Source organism: Pseudomonas sp. KD5, assembly GCF_012932895.1.
Taxonomy (GTDB): Bacteria; Pseudomonadota; Gammaproteobacteria; order Pseudomonadales; family Pseudomonadaceae; genus Aquipseudomonas.
Map to the genome: position 1 here is coordinate 70,722 of NZ_JDWJ01000003.1, position 24,265 is coordinate 94,986.

Annotated in this window: 25 protein-coding genes; 17 read left to right on the top strand and 8 right to left on the bottom strand. The window is 61.6% G+C overall.

The annotated features are described in order from the left end of the window. Positions 1–711 (bottom strand): ABC transporter ATP-binding protein, encoded by a 711-nt coding sequence (locus AF70_RS07320; protein ID WP_019650853.1) that lies wholly within the window; start codon positions 709–711, stop codon positions 1–3. Positions 712–758: 47 nt separating this feature from the next. Beyond that, a complete protein-coding gene (locus AF70_RS07325) occupies positions 759–1,346 on the bottom strand; it encodes a DUF2796 domain-containing protein (RefSeq protein WP_028938818.1) in 588 nt (195 codons plus the stop codon). Positions 1,347–1,481: 135 nt separating this feature from the next. Between AF70_RS07325 and AF70_RS07330 the strand changes: the two genes are divergently transcribed. Then, a complete protein-coding gene (locus AF70_RS07330) occupies positions 1,482–1,823 on the top strand; it encodes a hypothetical protein (RefSeq protein WP_019581386.1) in 342 nt (113 codons plus the stop codon). Positions 1,824–1,838: 15 nt separating this feature from the next. Here the strand turns inward: AF70_RS07330 and trxA are convergent, their stop codons facing one another. From trxA to AF70_RS07345, 3 genes are all read right to left on the bottom strand, one after another. Beyond that, on the bottom strand, positions 1,839–2,711 hold the full coding sequence (trxA, locus tag AF70_RS07335; protein ID WP_019581385.1) for a thioredoxin: 873 nt from the start codon (positions 2,709–2,711) through the stop codon (positions 1,839–1,841). Positions 2,712–2,904: 193 nt separating this feature from the next. Then, the gene (locus tag AF70_RS07340; protein ID WP_028938819.1) at positions 2,905–3,561 is read right to left on the bottom strand and encodes a methyltransferase; all 657 of its coding nucleotides are present in this window, start codon (positions 3,559–3,561) and stop codon (positions 2,905–2,907) included. Further along, the gene (locus AF70_RS07345) at positions 3,558–4,022 is read right to left on the bottom strand and encodes a YbaY family lipoprotein (protein ID WP_018925687.1); all 465 of its coding nucleotides are present in this window, start codon (positions 4,020–4,022) and stop codon (positions 3,558–3,560) included. Before AF70_RS07345 ends, AF70_RS07340 begins: the two co-directional genes overlap by 4 nt. Positions 4,023–4,138: 116 nt before the next feature. Here AF70_RS07345 and nrdR point away from each other — a divergent pair, with 116 nt between their 5' ends. The 12 genes from nrdR (at position 4,139) to AF70_RS07405 (ending at position 12,836) form a co-directional block, all read left to right on the top strand. Then, a complete protein-coding gene (gene nrdR, locus AF70_RS07350; RefSeq protein WP_007906838.1) occupies positions 4,139–4,603 on the top strand; it encodes a transcriptional regulator NrdR in 465 nt (154 codons plus the stop codon). Beyond that, positions 4,600–5,733, top strand: coding sequence for a bifunctional diaminohydroxyphosphoribosylaminopyrimidine deaminase/5-amino-6-(5-phosphoribosylamino)uracil reductase RibD (ribD, locus tag AF70_RS07355; protein ID WP_018925688.1), 1,134 nt, complete (start codon positions 4,600–4,602; stop codon positions 5,731–5,733). Before nrdR ends, ribD begins: the two co-directional genes overlap by 4 nt. A 44-nt stretch (positions 5,734–5,777) precedes the next feature. Beyond that, positions 5,778–6,443, top strand: a complete 666-nt coding sequence (locus tag AF70_RS07360) for a riboflavin synthase (RefSeq protein ID WP_019581381.1) — start codon at positions 5,778–5,780, stop codon at positions 6,441–6,443. 16 nt (positions 6,444–6,459) lie between these two features. Further along, on the top strand, positions 6,460–7,551 hold the full coding sequence (gene ribBA, locus AF70_RS07365) for a bifunctional 3,4-dihydroxy-2-butanone-4-phosphate synthase/GTP cyclohydrolase II (RefSeq protein ID WP_018925690.1): 1,092 nt from the start codon (positions 6,460–6,462) through the stop codon (positions 7,549–7,551). 91 nt (positions 7,552–7,642) lie between these two features. Then, entirely contained in the window at positions 7,643–8,119 is a 477-nt protein-coding gene (gene ribE, locus AF70_RS07370) for a 6,7-dimethyl-8-ribityllumazine synthase (RefSeq protein ID WP_003228649.1), read from the top strand. Next, positions 8,116–8,616, top strand: a complete 501-nt coding sequence (nusB, locus tag AF70_RS07375) for a transcription antitermination factor NusB (protein WP_007933632.1) — start codon at positions 8,116–8,118, stop codon at positions 8,614–8,616. The genes ribE and nusB overlap by 4 nt, the downstream gene beginning before the upstream one ends. Positions 8,617–8,639: 23 nt before the next feature. Beyond that, positions 8,640–9,605: a thiamine-phosphate kinase gene (gene thiL / locus AF70_RS07380; RefSeq protein WP_028938820.1), complete on the top strand. Its 966-nt coding sequence runs from the start codon at positions 8,640–8,642 to the stop codon at positions 9,603–9,605. Continuing rightward, entirely contained in the window at positions 9,602–10,105 is a 504-nt protein-coding gene (locus AF70_RS07385) for a phosphatidylglycerophosphatase A (RefSeq protein WP_019581378.1), read from the top strand. Before thiL ends, AF70_RS07385 begins: the two co-directional genes overlap by 4 nt. Before the next feature lie 22 nt (positions 10,106–10,127). Beyond that, positions 10,128–10,862 carry an ABC transporter substrate-binding protein gene (locus AF70_RS07390; RefSeq protein ID WP_019581377.1) on the top strand — a complete coding sequence of 245 codons (735 nt, stop codon included), beginning with the start codon at positions 10,128–10,130 and terminating at the stop codon, positions 10,860–10,862. 140 nt (positions 10,863–11,002) lie between these two features. After that, positions 11,003–11,620, top strand: coding sequence for a GTP cyclohydrolase II (gene ribA, locus AF70_RS07395; protein WP_007933624.1), 618 nt, complete (start codon positions 11,003–11,005; stop codon positions 11,618–11,620). Next, complete coding sequence (locus AF70_RS07400; protein WP_019581376.1) at positions 11,617–12,036, top strand: hypothetical protein; 420 nt, start codon at positions 11,617–11,619, stop codon at positions 12,034–12,036. The genes ribA and AF70_RS07400 overlap by 4 nt, the downstream gene beginning before the upstream one ends. Further along, positions 12,036–12,836 carry a cobalamin-binding protein gene (locus tag AF70_RS07405; protein ID WP_028938821.1) on the top strand — a complete coding sequence of 267 codons (801 nt, stop codon included), beginning with the start codon at positions 12,036–12,038 and terminating at the stop codon, positions 12,834–12,836. Before AF70_RS07400 ends, AF70_RS07405 begins: the two co-directional genes overlap by 1 nt. A 55-nt stretch (positions 12,837–12,891) precedes the next feature. Here AF70_RS07405 and dxs read toward each other — a convergent pair whose 3' ends face one another. From dxs to AF70_RS07420, 3 genes are all read right to left on the bottom strand, one after another. Then, on the bottom strand, positions 12,892–14,790 hold the full coding sequence (gene dxs / locus AF70_RS07410) for a 1-deoxy-D-xylulose-5-phosphate synthase (RefSeq protein ID WP_028938822.1): 1,899 nt from the start codon (positions 14,788–14,790) through the stop codon (positions 12,892–12,894). 91 nt (positions 14,791–14,881) lie between these two features. Beyond that, positions 14,882–15,769 carry a (2E,6E)-farnesyl diphosphate synthase gene (ispA, locus tag AF70_RS07415; protein WP_019581373.1) on the bottom strand — a complete coding sequence of 296 codons (888 nt, stop codon included), beginning with the start codon at positions 15,767–15,769 and terminating at the stop codon, positions 14,882–14,884. Continuing rightward, positions 15,766–16,008 carry an exodeoxyribonuclease VII small subunit gene (locus tag AF70_RS07420; RefSeq protein ID WP_028938823.1) on the bottom strand — a complete coding sequence of 81 codons (243 nt, stop codon included), beginning with the start codon at positions 16,006–16,008 and terminating at the stop codon, positions 15,766–15,768. Before AF70_RS07420 ends, ispA begins: the two co-directional genes overlap by 4 nt. A 509-nt stretch (positions 16,009–16,517) precedes the next feature. Here AF70_RS07420 and AF70_RS07425 point away from each other — a divergent pair. Genes AF70_RS07425 through AF70_RS07440 form a run of 4 tightly spaced genes read left to right on the top strand, consistent with a single transcriptional unit; the run spans position 16,518 to position 24,265 of the window. Beyond that, on the top strand, positions 16,518–17,309 hold the full coding sequence (locus AF70_RS07425; protein ID WP_018925700.1) for a YfaP family protein: 792 nt from the start codon (positions 16,518–16,520) through the stop codon (positions 17,307–17,309). Between the two features lie 37 nt (positions 17,310–17,346). Beyond that, positions 17,347–19,059, top strand: coding sequence for a DUF2138 domain-containing protein (locus AF70_RS07430; protein ID WP_028938824.1), 1,713 nt, complete (start codon positions 17,347–17,349; stop codon positions 19,057–19,059). After that, entirely contained in the window at positions 19,029–19,694 is a 666-nt protein-coding gene (locus tag AF70_RS07435) for a DUF1175 domain-containing protein (protein ID WP_032830886.1), read from the top strand. The genes AF70_RS07430 and AF70_RS07435 overlap by 31 nt, the downstream gene beginning before the upstream one ends. A gap of 11 nt (positions 19,695–19,705) precedes the next feature. After that, on the top strand, positions 19,706–24,265 hold the full coding sequence (locus AF70_RS07440; RefSeq protein ID WP_371929192.1) for an alpha-2-macroglobulin: 4,560 nt from the start codon (positions 19,706–19,708) through the stop codon (positions 24,263–24,265).

Here is a 24,265-nt window from a genome sequence, read left to right on the forward strand (position 1 = left end):
TCAAACCTCGGACGGGGTGGCGGCGCGATTGAGATCGGCCAGCGACAGGTGGCGATCGAACAGCGGCGCGAGGCTCTGATCGTGACTGACGAACAACAGGCTCGAGCCGGCTTCGCGGCATTCGGCGAACAACAGGCGAATGAAGTTTTCGCGAGCGTCGTAGTCCAGTGCCGAGGTCGGTTCGTCGGCGATCACCAGTTCCGGCTGACCGATCAACGCACGCGCGGCAGCGACCCGTTGCTGCTGGCCGATGGACAGCGAATCGGCGCGGCGGCCCAGAATGTTTTCGTCCTTCAGGCCCAGATGGGCGAGCAGGGTGGCGGCGGCCTGATCGACACTGCCGTGGCGCTGTTTCGCCCGCTCGGCGCGCAGTTTCGAGAAGTGACAGGGCAGTTCGACGTTCTCCCGCACCGACAGAAACGGCAGCAAGTTGAATTGCTGGAAGATGTAGCCGGTGTGATCGACCCGGAAGTGGTCGCGAGCCCCGGCAGACAGTTCGGTCAATTCCTGGCCGAGCAGCCGGATGCTGCCGCGATCAGGCTTTTGCACACCGCCGAGCAAGCCGAGCAGGGTGGTCTTGCCGCTGCCGCTGGGGCCTTTGAGGAACAGGGTTTCACCAGGCTCCAGGCGAAACGCCGGGATGTCCAGCAGCGGCGGGTGACCGGGCCAGCTGAAGCCCAGGTCGGACAATTCGATGAGTGCTTGGGTCATGTGAAACCGGTCAGGTTGGTGGTGAACCCTGTGGGAGCGGTGTCGGATCAGAATTTCAGGGCAGCCGCCTTGGCCGTCACCTCAACCCCTTGCTGTCCGCTCGGGCTGATCAGTTGTACCTGAATCTTCTGGGTAGCCGGGAACGTGTTGAAGACAGTCGCCAGGTCCAGGGTCTTCAGCGCGCCCGGGGCCGAGCAGCTGAATTGGTAACGGGCGTGGATTTCGCTGTGGTCATGTTGATGCTCGTGACCGTCCTTGGCTTCTTCATGCTCATCGTCGGCATCCGGTTTGTCACCGAACAACGGGCTTTCCAGTTCCTGGGTCGCGACCACGCAACCGGCGACTTTCGGCAGGTTGAACAGCGTCAGCGGTTTTTCCAGTTGGGCACGGACCGCGGCGACTTTGGCCTTGTCGGCGTCGGTGGTGGCAGCGTGTTCGAAGCCGACCAGGTTCATTGCCGGGCTTTCCAGTTCCAGCTCCAGGGTCTGGCCGTCCAGCGCAGCATTCAAACGACCGACGCCGTGTTCGTGGGCGCCGAGGCTGCCGTGCTCGTGGTCGTGATCTTGCTCGACAGCCGCGTGGGCGACAGCCAGCGGTAACAAGGCAAACGGCAAAGCGAGCAGCAGACGGCGCATGGCGGGTCTCCGAAAAGTAAAATGAAAAATTTGTTATGTAATCTTATAACGAAAGTGCCGAGAGTTTGACCGTCTGCTTGGCGTTGCGCAAGACCCATGGGAGCATGCGAGTCAGGAATGTGCTGGAGCAGACTTATGTTGCGAATACGCGGAAGCATCGGCGACTGGCCGGTGGATTTGACCCTGGAACTGGATGAGGGCGACTGGGCGCAGCTCGGTGCGCAGTTGCAGGCTGCCAAACCCGAGGCGAGTGTGACACCGGCCAAACCGGTGAATCAGGACGAGGCGCTGTGGCAGATCGCTAAAGAACTGCTGCGCAAGGCCGGGCAATTGAGCGGGCCGGATTTGCTGGAACAACTGGAAGGGCTGACCGGCAGTGCAGCGGCAGGCAAGCGCTTATTGGTGCGTTTGCGCCACTGCGCAGAGGTCAAAGTAGTGAGCGGTGGGGATACGCCGCTCTACAGCTGGATCGAGTAAGCCGCAAAAAAGAGCTTAATAGAGCGCGGCAAACAGCTTGCGACGGTACGTGGTCACCAACGGGTGATCGTTGCCCAGCAGTTCGAACACTTGCAGCAAGGTCTTGTGTGGCAAGCCTTCGCTGTAGCTGCGATTGCGGATGAACAGTTTCAGCAAGGCATCCAGCGCCGCGTCGTATTGCTGACGGGCCAGTTGCTGGATCGCCAATTGATAGACCGCCTCATCGTCCTGCGGGTTTTTCGCCAGGCGTGCTTTCAGGTCTGCCGCATCCGGCAAATCCCTGGCCTGGCCGAGAAACTGGATCTGCGCCTTGGCGCCGGCCAGCGCGGCCTTGTGCTCATCGGTCTTGACCGCGTCGAGTACGGTTTGCGCTTCACTCAGTTCGCCGCGCTCGGTGAGGCAGCGGGCGTAGAGGATCAGTGCTTTGGCATTGGTGTTGTCTTCAGTCAGCAAGACTTTGAGCGTGGCTTCGGCGTCGGCGAAACGACCGTCATCGAACAGCGCCTGAGCCTGTTCGAACGGATCGGCGACGGCTGGAGGCGGCATTTGCACATGAGGTTCGAGCATCGTGCGCACAGCGGATTCCGGTTGCGCACCGGCAAAACCGTCCACCGGCTGACCATCCTTGAACAGCACCACGGTCGGCAGGCTGCGAATGCCGAAACGCGCAACAATGTCCTGCTCGATGTCGCAGTTGACCTTGGCCAGCAGCAACTCACCCTGATAGCTCTCGGCGATGGTTTGCAGCATCGGCATCAAGGCCTTGCACGGCGCACACCATTCGGCCCAGAAATCCACCAGTACCGGTTTGTGGAAAGAGTTCTCGATCACCGACTGGTCGAAATCGGCAGTCGTGGCGTCGAAGATGTACGGCGTTTCCTGACTCATGGGGGATCTCGTAAAAGCGTGGATGAGGCCACTATAAGGCTTGGTGGGGGGCGGCTGAAAGCGGGGTGATCATTGAGTGATGTGCTGCCAGGCAGGACGTCTTCGCGGGCAAGCCTCGCTCCTACAGGTCCGCGCTGATTTCGAAATCGCCACCCAACCCTGTAGGAGCGAGGCTTGCCCGCGAAGCTTTTTGCTAACCGCGCCGCGCGTGGTAAAGGCTCACATGCCGAAACTCTTCGGGTTCGGCCAGGTCCGGCAAGGTCATCGCCTGCAGCATCTCGATGCGCCGATACAGCGGATGGCGAAAATCCCGCACCCGTGAATCCGCCACCAACGCTTCCCGGCCACGGCTGAGAAACTCGTCGAGTAGCGGCAGATTTTCCCGGTCGTACAACACGTCGGCCACCAGAATCAGATCAAATCGATCCGCTTCGGCGAAAAAATCCGTCGAGTAGCGCAGCTGCACATCATTGAGTTCGGCATTCGCCCGACACGCGGCAATCGCCAGCGGGTCCAGGTCACAGGCCACCACTTCCAGCGCCCCGGCCTTCACAGCCGCAATCGCAGCCACGCCGGAACCGGCACCGAAATCCAGCACCCGTTTGCCTTCGACCCAGTGCGGGTGTTTGGCGAGATAGCGGGCCACGGCCAACCCACTGGCCCAGCAGAAACTCCAGTACGGCGGCTCGTGGAGAATTCGTCGGGTTTCTTCGGGGCTGAAGGCGCGGTCCATGTTGTCGCCGTCGATCAGCCAGAGTTTCAGCTCGGTGCCCGGTAACTCACAGGCTACAAGCTGTGCGTCACCGAGCAGTTCACCCAACGCCTGTTGCAGGTCGAGCGGTGCAATCATGGCGCTTTGACGAATTGCAACTGACCCAGGGCCTGGGTTGTCGGCTGGGTGATGAGTTGCGCCGGCAGATGCAGAATCAACTGCCCGGACTGGCTGGCGCGGCCGCGCAGTTCAACGCGAGCGCCAACCGGGAAGGATTCAGGGTTGAAACGCAGGCGAAACGGCAACACCTGATTGGTGCCGATCAGGTTGGCACTGGCGAGCAATTGTTGCGGGCGATCCTTTTCGTCGATCACCAGCAGCGCCAGTTCGACTTCAGCGTCGGCCGGCACGCCCATCAGGGTGCCACTGATTTCACGTTGGTAAGCCGGCAGCGGGCCGAGCTCGGCAGACGCCTTGGCTTTCTTCTGCGCCTGTTGCGGCGCTGGGCCTGGTGTTGGTGGCTGGGGCTTGGGTGCATCGCTGCCACAGGCCACCAGCAGGCTGAAAAGACTGAGCAAAACGAGCGGTCGTAACGACATTGGCGGCTCCAGCAAGGTGAAAACATTATAGCCCGTCTGTATACCGCAAACCCTATGGCTTGTCTTGCCACGGGGATGCGCTACCATGGCCCTCCCATTTTTTGTTGCCTGCCACCATGCACTGTCCCTTCTGCGGTGCCAACGACACCAAGGTCATCGACTCGCGTCTGGTCGCCGAGGGCGAACAGGTGCGCCGCCGGCGTGAATGCCTGGCCTGCGGCGAACGCTTCACGACGTTCGAAACCGCTGAACTGGTGTTGCCGCGCCTGATCAAAACCGACGGCAGTCGCCAGCCGTTCGACGAAGAAAAGCTTCGTGCCGGCATGCAGCGAGCGCTGGAGAAGCGCCCGGTGAGTGTCGAGCGCCTGGAATCGTCGCTGGTGCACATCAAACACAAGCTGCGCGCCACCGGCGAACGCGAGGTCAAATCCCTCGTGGTCGGCGAACTGGTGATGGCCGAGCTGAAAAAGCTTGATGAGGTCGCCTATATCCGCTTCGCTTCGGTGTATCGACGCTTCCAGGACCTCAACGAGTTCCGCGAAGAGATAGATCGCCTCGCCCGTGAACCGGTGAAAGAATGACCACCTCCCCGGAACAAGCCATCCTCGACGCCCATTACATGGCCCGTGCCCTGGAACTGGCGCGCAAAGGTCATTACACGACGCACCCCAACCCGCGGGTTGGCTGCGTGGTGGTGCGCGACGGGCAGATTGTCGGCGAAGGCTGGCATGTGCGCGCCGGCGAGCCCCATGCCGAAGTCCATGCCTTGCGTGCCGCCGGTGACAAGGCGCGAGGCGCCACGGCTTATGTGACCCTGGAGCCGTGCAGTCACCACGGCCGCACGCCGCCCTGCGCCGATGCGCTGGTGAATGCCGGTGTGGCGCGCGTCGTTGCGGCGATGCAGGACCCGAACCCGGAAGTTGCCGGTCGCGGTCTGCAACGTCTGGCCCAGGCGGGTATTGCCACCGAAAGCGGTGTGCTGGAAGGTGAGGCGCGCAAGCTCAATGAAGGCTTCCTCAAACGCATGGAACACGGCTTGCCGTTCGTGCGGGTCAAGTTGGCCATGAGCCTCGACGGTCGCACAGCGATGGAAAGCGGCGAGAGCCAATGGATTACCGGCCCGGCGGCGCGCTCGGCGGTACAACGGCTGCGCGCGCAGGCCAGCGTGGTGCTGACCGGCGCCGACACGGTGCTGGCGGACAATGCCCGCTTGACCGTGCGTGCCGATGAATTGGGCCTCGATCCCGAACAAACCGCCTTGGCCATGAGCCGTCCGCCACTGCGCGTGCTGATCGACGGTCGCCTGCGGGTGCCGTTGGACGCGCCGTTCTTCAAGGCCGGCCCGGCATTGGTCGCGACGTGCATGGCGATCGAAGAGCAATACGCCAACGGTCCGGAATGCCTGATCGTGGCGGGCGACGATGGCCAGGTCGACCTGCGCAAGTTGCTGGTTGAATTGGCTGCGCGTGACGTCAACGAGGTACTGGTCGAAGCCGGGCCGCGTCTGGCCGGGGCGTTTGCTCAGCAAGGGTTGGTGGACGAGTTCCAGATTTTCATTGCCGGCAAGTTTCTCGGCTCCACGGCGCGCCCGTTGCTGGACTGGCCGCTGGCGCAGATGAAAGATGCGCCCGAGCTCAAAATTACCGAAATCCGCGCGGTTGGCGATGACTGGCGAGTCATTGCCATACCTGTCCCAACGGTCAGCGTATAATTCCCGGCTGCAGCCCAGAAGGCCCTGTTCTCGAGGAGGACTCCATGTTTACCGGCATCATCGAATCCATCGGCAGTATTCGTGCATTGACCCCAAAAGGCGGAGATGTGCGGGTTTACGTAGAAACCGGCAAGCTCGACCTGAGCGACGTCAAACTGGGTGACAGCATTGCTGTCAACGGCGTGTGCCTGACGGCGGTTGAACTACCGGGCAATGGCTTTGCGGCGGACGTCAGTCGCGAAACCCTCGACTGCACCGCCATGAATGACCTCAAGAGCGGCAGCCCAGTGAATCTGGAAAAAGCCCTGACCCCGACCACTCGCCTGGGTGGGCACTTGGTCAGCGGTCACGTCGACGGTGTCGGCGAAGTGGTTTCGCGCACCGACAATGCCCGCGCCGTGGAATTTCGCATCCGTGCGCCGAAAGAACTGGCCAAGTACATCGCCCATAAAGGTTCGATCACCGTCGACGGCACCAGCCTGACGGTGAACGCGGTCGATGGCGCCGAATTCCTGCTGACGATCATTCCGCACACCCTGAGCGAAACCATCATGGCTGCTTACAAGCCTGGTCGCCGGGTGAACCTGGAGGTCGATCTGCTGGCTCGTTATCTGGAGCGCCTGCTGCTGGGCGACAAGGCTGCTGAGCCAACTGCCGGCAGCACTATTACTGAAAGCTTTCTGGCCCAAAACGGCTACCTCAAATCCTGACTCAAGGGGGTGCCTTGTGGCGCTCAATAGCATCGAAGAACTGGTTGAAGACATCCGCCAAGGCAAGATGGTCATCCTCATGGATGACGAAGACCGCGAGAACGAAGGCGACCTGATCATGGCCGCCGAGTGCTGCAAGGCTGAGCACATCAACTTCATGGCCAAGCACGCCCGTGGCCTGATCTGCATGCCGATGAGCCGCGAGCGCTGCGAACTGCTCAAGCTGCCATTGATGGCGCCACGCAACGGTTCCGGCTTCGGCACCAAATTCACCGTGTCCATCGAAGCCGCCGAAGGCGTGACCACCGGTATCTCCGCGGCCGACCGTGCGCGTACCGTACAAGCCGCTGCCGCCAAAGACGCCAAGGCTGAAGACATCGTCAGCCCCGGCCACATCTTCCCGCTGATGGCCCAGGCCGGCGGCACCCTGGCCCGCGCCGGCCATACCGAGGCGGCCTGCGACCTGGCGCGCATGGCCGGTTTCGAGCCGAGCGGTGTGATCTGCGAAGTGATGAACGATGACGGCACCATGTCCCGTCGCGCCGAACTCGAAGCGTTTGCCGCCGAGCACAACATCAAGATCGGCACCATTGCCGACCTGATCCACTACCGGATGATCCACGAACGTACCGTTCAGCGGATTGCCGAGCAGCCGCTGGACAGCGAACTGGGCCAGTTCAACCTGGTGACCTATCGTGATTCGGTGGAAGGCGACGTGCACATGGCCCTGACCCTGGGCAACGTGTGCGCCGAAGAACCGACCCTGGTTCGGGTGCACAACATGGACCCGCTGCGTGACCTGCTGATGGTCAAGCAACCGGGCCGCTGGAGCCTGCGCGCCGCCATGGCCGCGGTTGCCGAGGCTGGCAGCGGTGTGGTGCTGTTGCTCGGTCACCCGCTCGATGGCGACGTGTTGCTGGCGCACATCCGCGAAACCGCCGACCACAGCGCAGTGAAAAAACCGACCACCTACAGCATCGTCGGTGCCGGTTCGCAGATCCTTCGGGACCTGGGTGTGCGCAAAATGCGCCTGATGAGTGCGCCGATGAAATTTAATGCGATATCCGGTTTCGATCTGGAAGTTGTAGAATACGTGCCCTCCGAATAATGACCGGTTGTTTCCAGTCCTTGATTCGCGGCTAACACATCACTGAGGGATGCGTAGAAAACGCGTCCCGGCTCTTTAAGAGATCTAACGAATGACCCTGAAGACCATCGAAGGTACCTTCATCGCCCCTAAAGGCCGCTACGCTCTGGTAGTGGGCCGTTTCAACAGCTTCGTGGTTGAAAGCCTGGTCAGCGGTGCAGTTGATGCCCTGGTTCGCCATGGCGTGAGCGAAAGCGACATCACCATCATCCGTGCGCCTGGCGCCTTCGAAATCCCGCTGGTTGCGCAGAAAGTCGCTCAGAAGGGCGAGTTCGCGGCAATCATCGCCCTGGGCGCGGTCATTCGTGGCGGCACTCCGCACTTCGAATACGTGGCTGGCGAGTGCACCAAGGGCCTGGCCCAGGTGTCCATGGAGTTCGGCGTACCGGTCGCTTTCGGCGTACTGACCGTTGATTCCATCGAACAAGCCATCGAACGTTCCGGCACCAAGGCCGGTAACAAAGGTGCTGAAGCTGCCCTGTCCGCTCTGGAAATGGTCAGCCTGCTGGCGCAGTTGGAGGCCAAGTGATTAGCGACGATAGCGATCGTTTCAACCCGCGCGATCCAAAGCCTGCGGATGCCGGCAAGCCATCGAAAAGCGCCAAGCGTCGCGAAGCCCGTCAGCTCGCGACCCAGGCACTGTACCAATGGCATATGGCCAAGCAGTCGCTGAACGAGATCGAAGCGCAGTTCCGGGTCGATAACGATTTTACCGATGTCGATGGCGCGTACTTCCGCGAAATCCTGCACGGGGTTCCGCAGTTCAAGACCGAGATCGACACCGCGCTCAAGCCTTGCCTGGACTTGACCATCGAAGAGCTGGACCCGGTTGAACTGGCGGTTCTGCGCCTGTCCACATGGGAACTGCTCAAGCGTGTCGACGTGCCATACCGCGTGGTGATCAACGAAGGTATCGAACTGGCCAAGGTCTTCGGTTCCACCGACGGCCACAAGTTCGTCAACGGTGTGCTCGACAAGCTGGCCCCGCGTCTGCGTGAAGCCGAAGTGAAGGCATTCAAGCGCTGATCGGCGCTTGAATTGCCATTGCCATGGGTGAGTTTGAGCTGATCCGCAACTTCTTCGCCGCCGCGCCTTGCGCGCAGGGCGGTGAAGGCGTTGCCCTCGGGATCGGCGACGACTGCGCCTTGCTGGCTATTCCTCCCGGGGAGCAGTTGGCGATTTCTACCGATACGCTGGTGGCCGGTGTGCATTTCGCCGACCCCTGCGATCCGTTTCTGCTCGGCCAACGCTCGCTGGCCGTGGCCGTCAGCGACCTGGCCGCCATGGGCGCCACCCCCGTTGCCTTTACCCTTGCCTTGACCTTGCCGACCGGGACTTCCGATTGGCTGGAAGCGTTCGCCCGTGGTTTGAACCTCATGGCGCAGAATTGCCGTGTGGCACTGGTGGGCGGCGATACCACTCGCGGGCCGTTGAGCCTGACCATGACCGTGTTCGGCCGGGTGCCGACCGGTCTGGCGCTGACCCGCAGCGGCGCACAGCCGGGTGATTTGCTCTGTGTGGGCGGTGATCTCGGTAACGGCGCGGGCGCATTGCCGCTGGTGCTCGGCCAGCGGACTGCGGACGCGGCCATCGCCGATCCATTGCTGGCCCACTACTGGTCGCCGCAACCGCAACTGGCGTTGGGCCAGGCCTTGCGTGGCAAGGCTACCGCTGCGCTGGACATCTCCGACGGCCTGCTCGCCGACTGCGGGCATATTGCCCTGGCGTCGAAAGTCGGGATTCGGGTAGAGCGCAGCAGGCTGCCGTTGTCGAAGGCGCTGCTGGCTTTCCTCGGTCAATCCGGCGCTGAGCAGGCTGCCCTGAGTGGCGGTGACGATTACGTGCTGGCCTTCACCTTGCCGCCTGCCGAGTTGCCATCGTTACTGGCGGACGGCTGGTCGATCCATGTGCTCGGGCAGGTGGTTGCAGGGCAGGGCGTGATTCTGCTGGACGCCGACGGACACGACATCACCCCGCCAATCCGGGGTTACCAACATTTTCGGGAGACACCGTGACAGATCATCCCAAACAGGTTCCGTCGGAGTTCGTACCGCCGTCGGTCTGGCGCAATCCATGGCATTTCCTGGCGTTCGGCTTCGGCTCGGGCACCCTGCCAAAAGCGCCGGGCACCTGGGGTTCGTTGGTGGCGCTGCCCTTTATTCCGTTGTGGCAGATGCTGCCCGACTGGGGCTACTGGCTGATGCTCGGCATCACCATGTTGTTCGGCTTCTGGCTGTGCGGCAAGGTTGCCGACGATTTGCGCGTGCATGACCACGAAGGCATCGTCTGGGACGAAATGGTCGGGATGTGGATCACCCTGTGGCTGGTGCCGGAAGGTTGGTATTGGTTGCTGGCGGGGTTCCTGATGTTCCGCTTCTTCGACATCCTCAAGCCGTGGCCGATTCGCTGGATCGACCGGCATGTGCACGGTGGCGTCGGCATCATGCTCGACGACGTGCTGGCCGGGGTGTTTGCGTGGTTGGCGATGCAGGGGCTGGTGTGGTTCTTCGCCTGAAGAATGCAGCCGAGGATAAAAGATGGTTCGCTGGTTGATGGTGATGGTTTTCGCGACGTTTTGCTCGTTCGCCCAGGCGGGGGATGCGCCGACGACGCCGTCCGTGATTCATCTGGCCAGCGAAGCGTGGGAAGACTTTACCGCCGCCGATGGCCATGGTTTGGGCTGGGACGTGTTGCGCGAAGTGTTCGAGCCGGCAGGCGTTAAGCTGGATATTCGAATCGAGCCGTATACGCGTGCCGCGGGCCTGGCACAGCGTGGCGAAGTGGACGCGTGTGTCGGTGCCTATCGGGATGAAGTCAGTGACGTGCTCTATCCGCGCTGGAGTTTCGATACCGATCCGATCTATGCGCTGGGCCTGGCCACCAATCCGGCGCCGACCGCGCAAACCCTGGGTAATTATCGATTGGCCTGGCTGCGTGGCTACAAGTACCAGGCTTACCTGCCCAACGTGCAGCGCTATAACGAAGTCGCGCGGCGTACCGGGATTCTGTCGATGCTGATCCACAACCACGTCGACTACTACATTGACGCGCTGGACGAGGTTAACTCTATCGTCAGCCGAGCCAAGGATCCGTCGCAGTTTCGCCGCACGCACATCGCGGATTTACCGCTGTACCTGTGCTTTGCCGATACCCCTCGGGCACGGCAGTTGATGGTGCTGTTCGACCAGCGTATGGAGTTGCTGGTAAAAAGCGGTCAGCTGAAACCGGTCTTCGAACGCTGGAAACAGCCCTATCCGTTCGGCTCGAAATGAAAGCGGTCAATGCGGGTGCGGGGCAGATATCAAACTTTTTGATCGTTATGGCCGATAATTCAGCCTAAGCGTCTGTAGGAGCGTGCTGTTACAATGCCGCCTCTGCGAATCTTCAGTACTTATAGATCAGGAGCACACCGGTGCCTGTCGTTTTTGTCGCCGCTTCCAAGCTGCCAACGCCTTTTGCGCAATTCACCATGCACGGTTTTCTCGATGAAGAAAACGGTCGCGAGCACGTGGTGCTGAGCCTGGGTGAGATCGCCGACGGTGCTCCGGTACTCGGCCGGTTGCACTCCGAATGCCTGACCGGCGATGCCTTGTTCAGCCAGCGTTGCGACTGCGGTTCGCAACTCGAGGCGGCGTTGCAGGCGATCGCCCGTGAAGGCCGTGGCGTATTGCTCTACTTGCGTCAGGAAGGTCGCGGCATTGGCCTGCTGAACAAGATCCGCGCCTATGAATTGCAGGACGGCGGTGCTGACACCGTTGAAGCCAACGAACGTCTGGGCTTCGCCGCCGACCAGCGCGACTACGCCATGTGCCTGCCGATGCTGGAGCACCTGGGCGTGAAGTCCCTGCGTCTGATGACCAACAACCCACGCAAGGTCAAAGCCTTGACCGACATGGGCATCGTGGTTGCCGAGCGCGTGCCGTTGCACACCGGGCACAACCCGCACAACAAACTCTACCTGGCCACCAAGGCCAGCAAGCTCGACCATATGATGGGCAACGAGCATCAGGGCGAGGTTGACCGGGCGTGACCCGCGGTCAGGTACGGCGACGACTGGCCGTCAACTGGTGGCAATATCTGGCGTTGGCCTTGCTGCCGCTGTTCGTGGTCAATGGCTTATTCGGCCAAAGCGAGGCGATTCTGCCGGTGCTGGCCATGCCGTTTTTCATTGCCGGTGTGGCGTCGATGTTTGTCAGCCTGAAGTTCTTTGGCGGTTACAAACATGCGCTGATCGCGACCCAAAAAGCCCTCGACACCCCTGAAGAACCCGCCGCCTGGATCGCCCTGGCCGCGAAACGCCGTGCTGCGTTTCTGGTCGCTGGCCTGCCCGCCTGGATCGGCGCACTGGCAGTCTTCGTTGGTCTGGAAGCCGTGCCGCTGATGCTGCTGGCATTGTCGACGGCGGTGCTGTTCTACCTCTACCGTATCCCGCGTCAACTCGGCTGATGCGCTGTGTCTGGCTGGCAGTCCTGTTGCTGGCCATCGGTGGTCCGGCCGCTGCGGCCGAGCGGGTTGTCAGCCTGGCACCGTCGCTTTCCGAAATCGTGATTGAACTGAATTCGGCTGACCTGCTGGTCGGAGTGCTGGATGCCGGTGAGCGTCCGGCCGAGCTCAAAGATATTCCTTCGGTGGGCCGCTACGGTCAGTTGGACATCGAACGGTTGCTCAGCCTCAAACCCGATTTACTGCTGCTCTGGCCGGGCAGTGTGGGGTCGGCTCAGCGTGAACAGCTCAAACGGCTGAACATCCCCACCTACGTCGCCGAACCTCATAACCTCGAACAACTCACTGTGCAGATCGAAGCGATAGCCACGCAACTCGGGCGAGCGGAGCGGGGCGTTGCATTGGCCGAAAAGCTGCGTCAGCGACTCGATTCCCTGCGCCAGCGCTATCGAAGGGACGAGCCACTGCGGGTGTTTTATCAAGTCTGGGATCGGCCGCTGTACACCGTGGGCGGTGGGCAGATCATCAGCGATGCGCTACAGGTTTGCGGAGCACGCAACGTATTTGCCGACCTGCCGCAGCCTGCACCGCAGGTCGGTGTGGAGGCGGTGTTGCAGCGCAATCCCCAGGTGATTCTGGCCAGCGATCAGGCGCAGCTCGAGGCGTGGAAGGCTTGGCCCCAGGTGGCGGCGGTGGCGCAGGGGCAATTGCTGTTGGTGACGGATAAAGGCCTGGAGCGGCCGAGTGGGCAGATGATCGAAGCGACGGCCAAGCTCTGTCAGTTGATCGCACCCGATCTTTAACCTGTGGCGATAGAGCAAGCTCCCTCGCCGCAGGGTTTTGCATGTAGCCAGAGGATCAGATATTCAGCAATTGCAGGCGCTGACGCACCGCCTCTTCGATCCCGGCTTCATCCAGCCCGCATTCGGCGAGCATTTGCGCAGGCTTGGCGTGTTCGACGTAGATGTCTGGCAAGCCCAGGTGCAGCACCGACTTGAGGATGTTCTCGCGGGCGAGGAATTCGCTGACCGCGCCACCGGCGCCGCCCATGATCGCGTTCTCTTCGACGGTCACCAGCAACTCGTGGCTGCCGGCGATTTCGCGAACCAGTGCTTCGTCGAGCGGTTTGACGAAGCGCATGTCGACCACCGTTGCATCCAGCTTCTCAGCGACTTTCAGTGCCTCGGCCAGTTGTACGCCGAACACCAGCAGGGCGACTTTGTTGCCCTGACGGCGAACCACACCCTTGCCGATCTCAATCGGTTCGAGGTTTTTCTCGATCGGCGCATTCGGGCCGGTGCCACGCGGGTAACGCACCGCCGCCGGGCCGTTGTACAGGTGGCCGGTGCTGAGCATTTTGCGCAGTTCGTTTTCGTCGCTCGGGGTCATCACCAGCATGCCGGGGATGCAACGCAGGAACGACAGGTCGAAGCTGCCTGCGTGCGTCGGGCCGTCTTCGCCCACCAGACCGGCGCGGTCGATGGCGAACAGTACGTCGAGGTTTTGCACCGCGACGTCATGAATCAGCTGGTCGTAACCGCGTTGCAGGAAGGTCGAATAGATCGCCACCACCGGTTTGGCGCCTTCACAGGCCATGCCGGCTGCCAGGGTCACGGCGTGTTGCTCGGCAATCGCCACGTCGAAATAGCGCGTCGGGAAGCGTTCACTGAAGGCCACCAGATCGGAGCCTTCCTTCATCGCCGGGGTGATCCCGACCAGACGCGGATCAGCCGCCGCCATGTCGCACAACCACTCACCGAACACACCGGAATATTTCGGCCCGCTGGCTTTTTTCGGCGCGGCGGCCGGAGCGTCCAGCGGTTCGAGTTTGGTGATGGCGTGGTAACCGATCGGGTCGACTTCCGCCGGGGCGAAACCTTTGCCTTTCTTGGTGACCACGTGCAGGAATTGCGGGCCTTTCAGATCGCGCATGTTGCGCAGGGTGGCGATCAGGGTCGGCAGGTCGTGGCCATCGATCGGGCCGATGTAGTTCCAGCCCAGCTCTTCGAACAGCGTGCCGGGGACCAGCATGCCTTTGGCGTATTCTTCGGTGCGACGGGCGATTTCCCAGGCGCCGGGCAGGCGCGACAGGACCTTTTTGCTGCCTTCGCGCATGCTCGCGTAAGTGCGGCTGGAAAGGATTTTCGCCAGATAGTTCGACAACCCACCGACGTTGCGCGAGATCGACATGTCGTTGTCGTTGAGGATCACCAGCATGTTGGCGTCCACTTCCGGCGCGTGGTTCAGCGCCTCGAAGGCCATGCCAGCGGTCAGTGCACCGTCGCCGATCACCGCGATCGCCTTGCGATCACTGTGTTGCAGACGGGCGGCAATCGCCATGCCCAGCGCTGCGCTGATCGAGGTGCTGGAGTGGCCGACGCCAAAGGTGTCGTACTCGCTCTCGGAACGACGCGGGAAGGCGGCGATGCCATCCTTCTGGCGCAGGGTGCTCATGCGCGCGCGACGACCGGTGAGGATTTTGTGCGGATAGGCCTGATGACCCACGTCCCACACCAGCCGGTCGTCCGGGGTGTCGAAGACGTAATGCAACGCGATGGTCAGCTCGATCACGCCCAGGCCGGCACCGAAATGCCCACCGGTCTGGCCGACCGTGTAGAGCAATTCCAGGCGCAACTCATCAGCCAGGGTTTCCAGCTCGGCTTCGCCTAACCGGCGCAGGCCGTCCGGCGTGTTGGCACGGTCGAGCAGGGGCGTGGTCGGGCGCTTACGGGGAATCTCATGAAACGTCGTGGGCATCAGGCGAATCGTTATAGGTATAAAAGATGCGGCAGTTTACCTGATGCATCGCCCCCTGCCCACGCGTTGGTCTTTTTTGGCGGATACGCCGTCAGTTGCGGCGGTCAACGATGTACCGGGCCAGATCGCGCAAGGGCTCTGCTGCCGCGTCAAACGGTCGCAGCGCGTGCAGGGCCTGGTCGCGCAGTTCCAGAGCATAGGCCTTGGCCGCGTCGAGACCGAGCAGCGCCGGGTAGGTCGGCTTGTCCCGGGCGATGTCGGCGCCCTGGCGTTTACCGAGGGTGGCGGTGTCACTTTCAACGTCGAGAATGTCGTCCTGGACCTGAAATGCCAGGCCGATCGCCTGTGCATAACTTTGCAGCGACTTCAGTTCGTCCTTCTCGGCATGACCGCTGGCCAGGGCGCCGAGTTTGACGCTGACTTCGATCAACGCGCCGGTCTTGTGCCGATGCATGTACTCAAGGGCTTTTTGATCAAGCTTCAGACCCACCGAGCCAAGATCGATGGCTTGCCCGCCGACCATGCCCGCCGGACCTGCCGCCAGCGCCAGGGCGCTGACCATCTGCAGACGGGTTTCGGCGTCTGACGCACTCAGGCGCGGGTCGAGCAGGGCGCTGAAGGCCAGGCTCTGCAAGCCGTCGCCGGCGAGAATCGCGCAGGCTTCGTCGAACTTCTTGTGGGTGGTCGGCTGGCCGCGACGCAGGTCGTCATCGTCCATGGCCGGCAAATCGTCGTGCACCAGCGAATAGGCATGGATCAGCTCAACCGCGCAGGCGGCGCCGTTGGCTTGCTCGGCCTTGCCGCCCAGCGCTTCACACGCGGCGTAGGCCAGCAGCGGACGTACACGCTTGCCGCCATTCATCACGCTGTAGCGCATGGCTTCATAGAGGCGGGCGAGCTCAGGGCTCGGCGGGTTGAACAGGGTTTCCAGTGCTGCATTGACGCGGGCCTGGCTGGCTGCCGAATACGCTGCAATCATTCTGGCTGATCCGCGTCGAAGGGTTCCTCGGCCAACTCGCCATCACGCTCGAGCAGCACTTGAACCTTCTGCTCGGCCTGGGCCAGCGCCGCCTGGCAGTCACGGGTCAGCCCGATGCCCTGCTCGAAAGCGGTCAGCGAGTCTTCCAGCGACAATTCACCGTTCTCCAGACACTCTACCAGCGTTTGCAGGTCAGCGAGGGATTGTTCGAAATCCAGTGCAGCTTTTTTGCGGGCCATGGCGGCTATTTCCGGTTGACGTTAAACCGGCGCGACACTAGCAGACATGGGGGGTATGGGCAAATGAGCTGGGCCATTTGGAGCAGCAGTTCCGGGGTGGCAACGCACCTTGTGGCGAGGGGGCTTGCTCCCGTTCGGCTGCGCAGCAGTCGCGAACCTCTGGACGCGGTAGGCCTGAATAAACGCGATGTATGGTTTTGGGGCCGCTTCGCTACCCAGCGGGAGCAAGCTCCCTCGCCACAGATGTATGTCGTCTATATAGGTTGTGTGGATTATTCGGCTCACTTTATGAGCCGAATAAGATCGCTATTCGGCTCACGCCCAACAAACACCGTGATTCTCACCGCAAATATAGATGTATCTGATTGTTAAAAAACTGCCGAATGGCTAATCTTCGCGCCTTCAACGACCCTATATTCAGGGTCATTCTGACGAAACACAGTTTTTTTGATCTGTAACGCGCCGAGGATCAGGCGCAGGGTTTCGTTATGCATGGCAGGAGGCGTCACATGCGTTGGGTTCTTTCACTGCTGATTACGCTGGTTTGCGCTCAAGTTGCGCGGGCCGAGCCCACGGCCGAGCTATCGGAACCGGTGGGTGGTTGGCGCTATCACGGCTTGCTGGACCGCAGTGAAAACCCTCGCGTCGCCTATCCCACACCGCCCATCGACCGTGGCGTGCAGCGCAATCGCACAATGATCGAAGGCCAGCTCAAGGCCCTCGGCACGCTCCGTCCGCCCCACAGCCTGGCGGTCAACGGCAATCCCCTGAATCTGTACACCGACGATCAAGGGCGTTTTGCCCGCCCGTATGCGTTCGGCGCCGGTTCCAACAGCGTCGAAGTGCGCAGTTCCGAGGGCAAGTCGCTCAAGCGCGTTCAATTCTATGAAGCCAATAACCTGCGCACCCCGGCGCGGATTCGCGTGGTGCTGGGCTGGGACGATCCCAAGGCCGAACTCGACCTGCACATCATTACCCCCGACGGCCAGCACGCGTTCTGGGCCAGTCCGGCGATGAGCAACGGCGGTGGGCTGGACCCGGACGGGGTCGATGGCCCCGGTCCGGAAATGTTCACCATGACTGCGCCGATGCACGGCACCTATCTGGTTTACGTGAACTATTGGGGCAACTACGGCAGCGGCGGCTATAACTTCGATGAGAACAGCAACCAGAACGAGGTGATCACCTCGCAAATCAATCTGGTGCTCAATGAAAACACCGTCGACGAAAAACGCGAGACGTTCATCGTGCCCTTGCGGGCAATCGGCGACCTGCTGCTGGTCAAGACTTTCAACTATTAAACATCCCGCACCACGGATGAAATCGGGTTTTGTGAACATGAGCGATAACACTGTGACTCCGGCCGCCGACGTACCAGCAGCCAAAACTCCACGTCGTTGGCCAGCGCTAGTGATCGGGCTGTGCCTGGCGGCAGGCGTAGCGGGCGGGTTAGGCTGGTTCCTGCACAAACCCAAGGCTCCGCCTGCGCAGTTGGCCAGCGACAAACTGGGCATGAGCCGCCCGGACGGTCTGCTCGAAACCCATTCCCTGAGCCAGTTGCCCAAGGATCTGCTGGCCGTGCCGTTCCTCAAGGAAACCCTGACCGAAGATTTCGTCTTCTATTACGAAGCTCACGCCGACCGTCTCGGTTTGATTGGCAGCCTGCGGCGGATCATTTACGAGCATGACCTGAAGTTGCAGGACAGCCTGATCGAGCAGCTCTTCGACCAACCGGCGGATGTGGCGCTGTGGCGCGGGGCGGATGGGCGTCTCAAGGATTTCCTGTTGGTGATGGATCGCGGCGGTCTGGCCAAGGTGCTAGAGCCGTTGGCGAAAGTGGCGCTGGATGATTCGCAACTGAGCAAGCTCAGTGAAGTGAAAGTCGGCGCCGACGCCGTCACCCTCTATCAGCTCAACTACAACGCCAGCAAGGCGTTGGTGTTCGCTTCCCATGGCGACAAATTGGTGGTGCTGTCCAATCCGGCCAAACTCTACGACCCGGATAACGGGGCTTTGGAGGAAACTGGCGGCGTTTCGACCAAGGCGATCGCCGCCTTGCTCAACGGCGACAAACTGTTCCCCGAAGCCTTCGGCCTGCCGCCGCGTGCGCCCGAGGTAAAACAACGCCTCTCGGTCAACTCCAGCGTGTTGGCCATGGGTTATCAGCGCTTCATCCCGAACTTTGCCGGCCTGCGTTTCGACATGGACGACAAGGGCTGGCACAGCTTCCTCGCCATGGACGAACTGGACAACCAGCCGGACTTCGACTTCAAACCGATCTGGCAAGCCATGCCGATGGGCGCCAGCGCTTGCGTGGCCTTGCCACTGGCCGCCGAACAACAGAAACCGCTACTGGTGAAACTCGGCGCCGAAGAGTCCGTAGCCCAGGCCCTGACTGAACACATGGCCGGTGCCGCGGGCCTGTGCTGGTATGGCGATTCGCGGCTGTACACGCCGCTGCTGGTGGCCAGCCTGAATGACGATGACAGCGCCAAACTTGATGGTGACTTGGGCAACCTGTTCGGCTCGATGGTCGGTGCCTACGAAGGCAATGTTGCCGAGCACGCATTCCCGGTGGTCGAGAAACAGGACGGTAAAACCCATCAGTGGCAGCGCCAGGTCAGCTCCAACTTCGGCCCCTATAAGGCCAAGGATGCCGAGCAGCCAGACGCGATCACCGGCAAAGCCTTCATGCGCGTAAGCCTGGCGCGCCACGGTTCGACGCTGCTGTTCTCCCTCGACGACAAGCTTGTGGACAAGGCCCTCGGCACTCTCGACAAACGCTTCCCGCCGCTGGCTGATGTGCTGCCGAAAGACCTGCTGATGCCGATCTATTTCGGCCCCGATTCCATGGCGCAACTGATGCAACAGGAAACCCTGGACAGCCTGCCGCAGGACATGGAACCGGTGTTCTACAACGCCGCGCAAACCTACCTGATTCCGAAACTGCGCACCCTCGGTGGCTATGGCAAATACGCCCTGACCCTGCCCAAAGGCAGCGAGCCCGACGGCCACTGGCAATGGCTGCCGCTGGAGTGGAAAGCCCTGTGACTGCACTCATCCGAGGCCTTGGCTTGCTGGCGTTGCTGCTGGGGACTCGCACATTCGCCAGCGAAGCCGCCGCGCTCGACCCGCAGCAATCCCAGGTATTCCGCGCCTGGTTCGTGCGCATCGCCCAGGAACAATTGACCCAAGGCCCGAGCCCGCGTTGGTACCAGCAGGACTGCGCCGGGTTGGTGCGGTTTGCCGCCAATGAAGCGCTGAAAGTCCACGACGACAAATGGCTGCGCAGCAATGGCCTGTCCAACCGCTACCTGCCGCCGGAGCTGCAACTGAGTGAAGCCCAACGCGGCCTCGCCCAGCAATGGCAGCAGGGCGGCGGCAAGGTCGGGCCTTACGTCAACGCGATCAAATTGATTCAGTTCAACAGTCATCTGGTCGGCCGCGATCTGGCCCAGGCCCGGCCCGGCGATTTGATGTTTTTCGATCAGGGCGACGACCAGCACCTGATGATCTGGATGGGCCGCTTCATTGCCTATCACACCGGCACCACTACCCCCACCGACAACGGCATGCGCTCCGCAAGCCTGCAGCAACTCATGACATGGAAGGACACCCGATGGATACCCGACGCAGCCAACCCCAACTTCATCGGCGTCTATCGACTGAACTTTCTCTCCCAATGATCGGTGCCCGCATGCTGCGCATTTGCTCAAAACTGCCTCTTTTGCTTGCGTTGGTTCTGCCTCTGTCGGCAGTCAACGCCGAAGACACCGTCGAGCCGAGCGGCTATACGCCGGTGGCCGGTGAAAGCTTTTTCCTGTTGGCCGACAGTAGTTTCGCCAGCGATGAACAGGCGGTGGTACGCCTCGAAGCGCCGGGTCGTGACTATCGCCGGTTCCGCATGGAGCCTTACGGCGGTGCGGACATTCGGGTGTATCGCATCGACAAGCCGCTGGATTTCCTCAAGCGCCAGAAGAACCTGCACCGTGTGGTCAGCGACGGCCAGTTCAAGGGCGAAGGCCTGTCGAACACCCTCGCGTACCTGTGGGACAACTGGTACCGCAAATCCCGTCGGGTGATGCAACGGGCGTTTTCCTACGAGTCGCGTAAACAAGTCACCGAGGAAGTGCCGGAACTGAAGATGGGCACCGCCATCGCCGCGCCAACGCCCTACGACGCACAGCCGCAATTCGCGTTGATTCCGGGTCTGCCGGTGGTCAGCCAATTCCGTTATCCGCTATGGCAAGCCAAACCGATCCAGCCGCCTGAAGGTGTGAAACTGGTTGGTTCTTCCAGTGAGTTCGTCAGCGTCTCGCCGGGTAACGTTTATATCCCGCTGGGCAACCTGAAACCGGGCCTGTACCTGGTGGAAGCGCTGATCGGCAAGTACCGCGCGACCACCATGGTGTTCGTCTCCAATACCGTGGCCGTGAGCAAGATTGCCGGTGATGAATTGCTGGTATGGGCCGCGCGCAAACATGAAGGCAGTTCGGTGCCGAAGGTTAATGTGCTGTGGACCGATGGCCTGGGCGTGATGAGCAGTGGCGCGACCGATGCCGATGGTTTGCTGCGCCTGAAACACGTCAGCCCGGAGCGTTCGTTCGTGATCGGCGAGGACGAAGAGGGCGGGGTGTTCGTCTCCGAGAACTTCTATTACGACAGCGAAATCTACGACACCAAACTCTATGCGTTTACCGATCGGCCGCTGTACCGGCCGGGTGATTGGGTGTCGTTGAAAATCGTCGGCCGCGAATTCAAGAATGCCCGGGATTCCGTGGCACCGACCGCTGCCGACGTCAACGTCACCGTACTCGACGCCACCGGCACAGCGCTGCAATCGTTGGCGCTGAAGCTCGATTCCAAGGCCGGCACCCAGGGCCGTTTCCAGTTGCCGGACAATGCGGTAGCAGGCGGTTATGAACTGCGTTTCAGCTACAAGGATCAGGCCTACAGCAGCGCCTTCCGCGTTGCCGAATACATCAAGCCGCACTTCGAGATCTCCCTGAACCTGGCCAAGCAGGATTACCGCACCGGCGAACCGGTCAAGGGTAGTCTGGTGTTGTTGTACCCGGACGGTAAACCAGTGGCCGACGCCAAGGTGAGCCTGAGCCTGCGCGCCCAACAACTGTCGATGGTCGATAACGAACTGCAATACCTGGGGCAATTCCCGGTGGAGCTGACCAGCGCCGAACTGACCACCGACGCCAAGGGCAACGCGACGCTAGACCTGCCCGCCGCCGAAAAACCGAGCCGCTACATGCTCACCGTGTTCGCCAGTGATGGCGCGGCGTATCGGGTCAAGACCACCAAGGAAATCCTCATCGACCGTGGTGCCGCCAGTTTCCGCCTGAGCGCGCCGCAACGGTTCAGCGCGGTGGGCGGCAAGGTTGCCTTCAGCTATGCCAACGAAGGTGGCAGCGAGCAGAGCAAAGCGGTCAACCCGAGCAGCTACAGCTGGGTGCGACTCGAAGATCAGACCACTGGCGAAGGAAAACTCGCCGCCAAAGATAAAGGCTTCACCCTGGCCTTCGACCGTCCGGGTACTTACAACCTGACGCTGAAAGATGATCATGGCCGCGTGCTTGGCGCGACCGGTCATTCGGTCACGGGTGATGGCGTCAAAGCCGTGCCCGGCACCGTGGAAATCGTCCTCGACAAACCCGAGTACAAGGCCGGTGACGAAGCCCTCGCGTTGATCACTTTCCCCGAGCCGGTCAGCGATGCGTTGTTGTCGCTGGAGCGCGACAAGGTCGAGGCCACGGCGTTGCTGTCCAAGGGCGCCGACTGGCTGAAGATGGAAAAACTCAGCGACACCCAATACCGCGCGCGCATCGCGGTGAAGGACAACTTCGCGCCGAACCTGACGTTCTCCGTGCTCTATACCAAGGGCGGTCAGTACAGCTTCCAGAACGCCGGTATCAAGGTGGTCGCGCCACAGATCGATGTGGCGATCACTACCGACAAAGAGGCGTATCAGCCCGGCGATACCGTGTCCGTGGACCTCACCACCCAGTTCGCCGGCAAGCCGATTCCGGCTCACCTGACGGTCAGCGTGGTCGACGAAATGATCTACGCGCTGCAGCCGGAAGTGGCGCCGACCATCGACCAGTTCTTCTACCACCCGCGCCGCAACAACGTGCGCACCAGCGCCAGTTTGTCGTTCATCAGCTACGACGTGGCACTGCCGGGCAGCCCGGGCGCGCCGGGCAAAGCCAACCGCAGCGAGCGTGGGGTGAAAGTGTTGGAGCGGCCGCGTCGTGAAGACGTCGACACCGCCGCGTGGCAGCCGGAATTGATCACCGACGCCAACGGCAAGACCCGCTTCACCTTCAAGATGCCGGACTCCTTGACTCGCTGGCGCATCACCGCCCGCGCCATCGCCGATGACGGTCAGGTCGGGCAGAAGAAGCAATTCGTGCGCTCGGAAAAACCGCTGTACCTGAAGTGGAGCGGCCCGACCAAATTCCGTAACGGCGACAAACCGGATCTTGGCGTATTCGCTTTCAGTCAGGCCGAGAAACCGGTCAAGGCTGAGCTGGTGATTCATTACGCGGGTGCCGAGCAACGTGTGCCGGTCACACTGAACAACGGCGTCAACTACGTCCCATTGCCGGCGTTCACATTGGCCAATGGCGATTGGACCGCCGAGCTGGTGCAGGATGGCAAAACCGCTGACGCCTTGGCCGTACGCCTGACCGCGACTGGCGAAGGCTGGCAGGTGACCCAGAGCCAAAGCCTGGACGCGGTCAGCGGCGACACGCCGTTGACCTTGCCGGCGGACGCCACGGATATTCGCCTGCGTCTGGATGACAGCCCGCAAGCAGTGTTCCGTTCAGCCCTCGATGATCTGCTGAGCTATCCGTATGGCGGCGTCGAACAAACCGCCAGCCGTCTGCTGCCGCTGAGCATCGCCTATCCAACGCTGTCGTCGAACCCGCAGATCCGTGATCGCTTGCGTTTGATCATGCAGAACAGCCGCCTGCGTCTGGTGCAAATGGCCGGGCCGTCGGCGTGCTTCACTTGGTGGGGCTTTGACGGCGAGCCGGATGCGTTCCTCACCGCTTACGCCTATTACGCCGACTGGCACGCCAGCAAAGTGCTGGAACTGAGCCTGCCGCCGGAGCACTGGCAGCGGGTGTTGGAGGTCTACGCGAAACAGGCGCAGAACACGCCGTTGTTGCAGCGGGCGTTGATTCTGTCGTTTGCCAAACAGATGCAATTGCCGGTGAGCACGCTGCTCAGCGGTTTGATCGACGACCTGGTGAAAGCCGGCGAAGGCAATGCCGCGAGCGTGATGGACGATGGCGCAGAGAGCCTGGTCATGAACGATCCGGATTCGGCCTTGGGGCTGGCCAGTGCTCGGGTGTTGACCGCGTCTTTGGCGCGTCAGGCCAAGGTCAATCTGCCGCCGGCGTTCAGTCGTCAAGTGGATGCTGCGCAACAGCAAGTGGCCGCCAGCGCTCAACCGTTTGTCGAAGCCCTGAACCTGTCGCTGCAGACTTTCGATCAGGCTCATGCGCAAGCGTTGTTGCAACGCCTGTTGCCACAGCAATCGACCCTGGAACGCGCGTTGGCGCTGACCTGGTTGCAACGCAGCATCGAGCAGGCCTCTCCGACCATCGCATTGGCACCGGGTGAGGGCTGGAAGAAACGTTACAGTGATACCGGTGAGATGTATTGGACGTGGCAGGGCTCTTCGCCAGTGCCGGCGGCATTGTCGCTGACCGGAACGCAAGAGCGCCCGCTACGCGCCGTGTTGAGCTTCCAGACCAAACAACCGGCAATCGATCCGATGGCTGTGACCATCACCCGTCGCCTGTCGCGTCTGGTGCCGGGTGATGAAGCGTTCGAATTCAAACTCGAAGCAGTCGGCACCAAGCCGTTGTCCAGCGACAGCCTGTATCTGGACGAAGTGATCATCACCAGCAAAGCCGCGAAACCGCTGCGCTACGGCATGCTCGAAGTGCCGCTGCCACCGGGTGCGGACGTCGAGCGCACCACGTGGGGCATCAAGCTGATGGGCAAGGCCGGCACCGAGCCGACCGCGCTGGAGAAGGCCCGTTTCGAGCCGGGGCAAATGGCCTATGCGGTGCCAGTGGATGCGCTGAGCGGTGAGTTGCGCCTGCGTCATCTGGTGCGCTTCTCGCAAAAAGGCCAGTTCAACCTGCCGCCGGTGCGTTTCACGCAGGTCTACGCGCCACAGCATCAGGCTCAGGAACAGAAACCGGCACTCGGTCAGGTCACGGTCAACTGA

What these genes read in the sequence shown, in the direction of transcription:
- AF70_RS07325 (WP_028938818.1), bottom strand. Translation starts at nt 1,346, where the DNA reads ATGCGCCGTCTGCTGCTCGCTTTGCCGTTTGCCTTGTTACCGCTGGCT.
- ispA (WP_019581373.1), bottom strand. Translation starts at nt 15,769, where the DNA reads ATGATTGCAGCGTATTCGGCAGCCAGCCAGGCCCGCGTCAATGCAGCA.
- AF70_RS07425 (WP_018925700.1), top strand. Translation starts at nt 16,518, where the DNA reads ATGCGTTGGGTTCTTTCACTGCTGATTACGCTGGTTTGCGCTCAAGTT.
- AF70_RS07405 (WP_028938821.1), top strand. Translation starts at nt 12,036, where the DNA reads ATGCGCTGTGTCTGGCTGGCAGTCCTGTTGCTGGCCATCGGTGGTCCG.
- AF70_RS07330 (WP_019581386.1), top strand. Translation starts at nt 1,482, where the DNA reads ATGTTGCGAATACGCGGAAGCATCGGCGACTGGCCGGTGGATTTGACC.
- AF70_RS07390 (WP_019581377.1), top strand. Translation starts at nt 10,128, where the DNA reads ATGGTTCGCTGGTTGATGGTGATGGTTTTCGCGACGTTTTGCTCGTTC.
- nrdR (WP_007906838.1), top strand. Translation starts at nt 4,139, where the DNA reads ATGCACTGTCCCTTCTGCGGTGCCAACGACACCAAGGTCATCGACTCG.
- thiL (WP_028938820.1), top strand. Translation starts at nt 8,640, where the DNA reads ATGGGTGAGTTTGAGCTGATCCGCAACTTCTTCGCCGCCGCGCCTTGC.
- dxs (WP_028938822.1), bottom strand. Translation starts at nt 14,790, where the DNA reads ATGCCCACGACGTTTCATGAGATTCCCCGTAAGCGCCCGACCACGCCC.
- AF70_RS07345 (WP_018925687.1), bottom strand. Translation starts at nt 4,022, where the DNA reads ATGTCGTTACGACCGCTCGTTTTGCTCAGTCTTTTCAGCCTGCTGGTG.
- AF70_RS07340 (WP_028938819.1), bottom strand. Translation starts at nt 3,561, where the DNA reads ATGATTGCACCGCTCGACCTGCAACAGGCGTTGGGTGAACTGCTCGGT.
- ribE (WP_003228649.1), top strand. Translation starts at nt 7,643, where the DNA reads ATGACCCTGAAGACCATCGAAGGTACCTTCATCGCCCCTAAAGGCCGC.
- AF70_RS07420 (WP_028938823.1), bottom strand. Translation starts at nt 16,008, where the DNA reads ATGGCCCGCAAAAAAGCTGCACTGGATTTCGAACAATCCCTCGCTGAC.
- AF70_RS07435 (WP_032830886.1), top strand. Translation starts at nt 19,029, where the DNA reads ATGGCTGCCGCTGGAGTGGAAAGCCCTGTGACTGCACTCATCCGAGGC.
- ribD (WP_018925688.1), top strand. Translation starts at nt 4,600, where the DNA reads ATGACCACCTCCCCGGAACAAGCCATCCTCGACGCCCATTACATGGCC.
- trxA (WP_019581385.1), bottom strand. Translation starts at nt 2,711, where the DNA reads ATGAGTCAGGAAACGCCGTACATCTTCGACGCCACGACTGCCGATTTC.
- AF70_RS07360 (WP_019581381.1), top strand. Translation starts at nt 5,778, where the DNA reads ATGTTTACCGGCATCATCGAATCCATCGGCAGTATTCGTGCATTGACC.
- AF70_RS07440 (WP_371929192.1), top strand. Translation starts at nt 19,706, where the DNA reads ATGCTGCGCATTTGCTCAAAACTGCCTCTTTTGCTTGCGTTGGTTCTG.
- AF70_RS07430 (WP_028938824.1), top strand. Translation starts at nt 17,347, where the DNA reads ATGAGCGATAACACTGTGACTCCGGCCGCCGACGTACCAGCAGCCAAA.
- AF70_RS07320 (WP_019650853.1), bottom strand. Translation starts at nt 711, where the DNA reads ATGACCCAAGCACTCATCGAATTGTCCGACCTGGGCTTCAGCTGGCCC.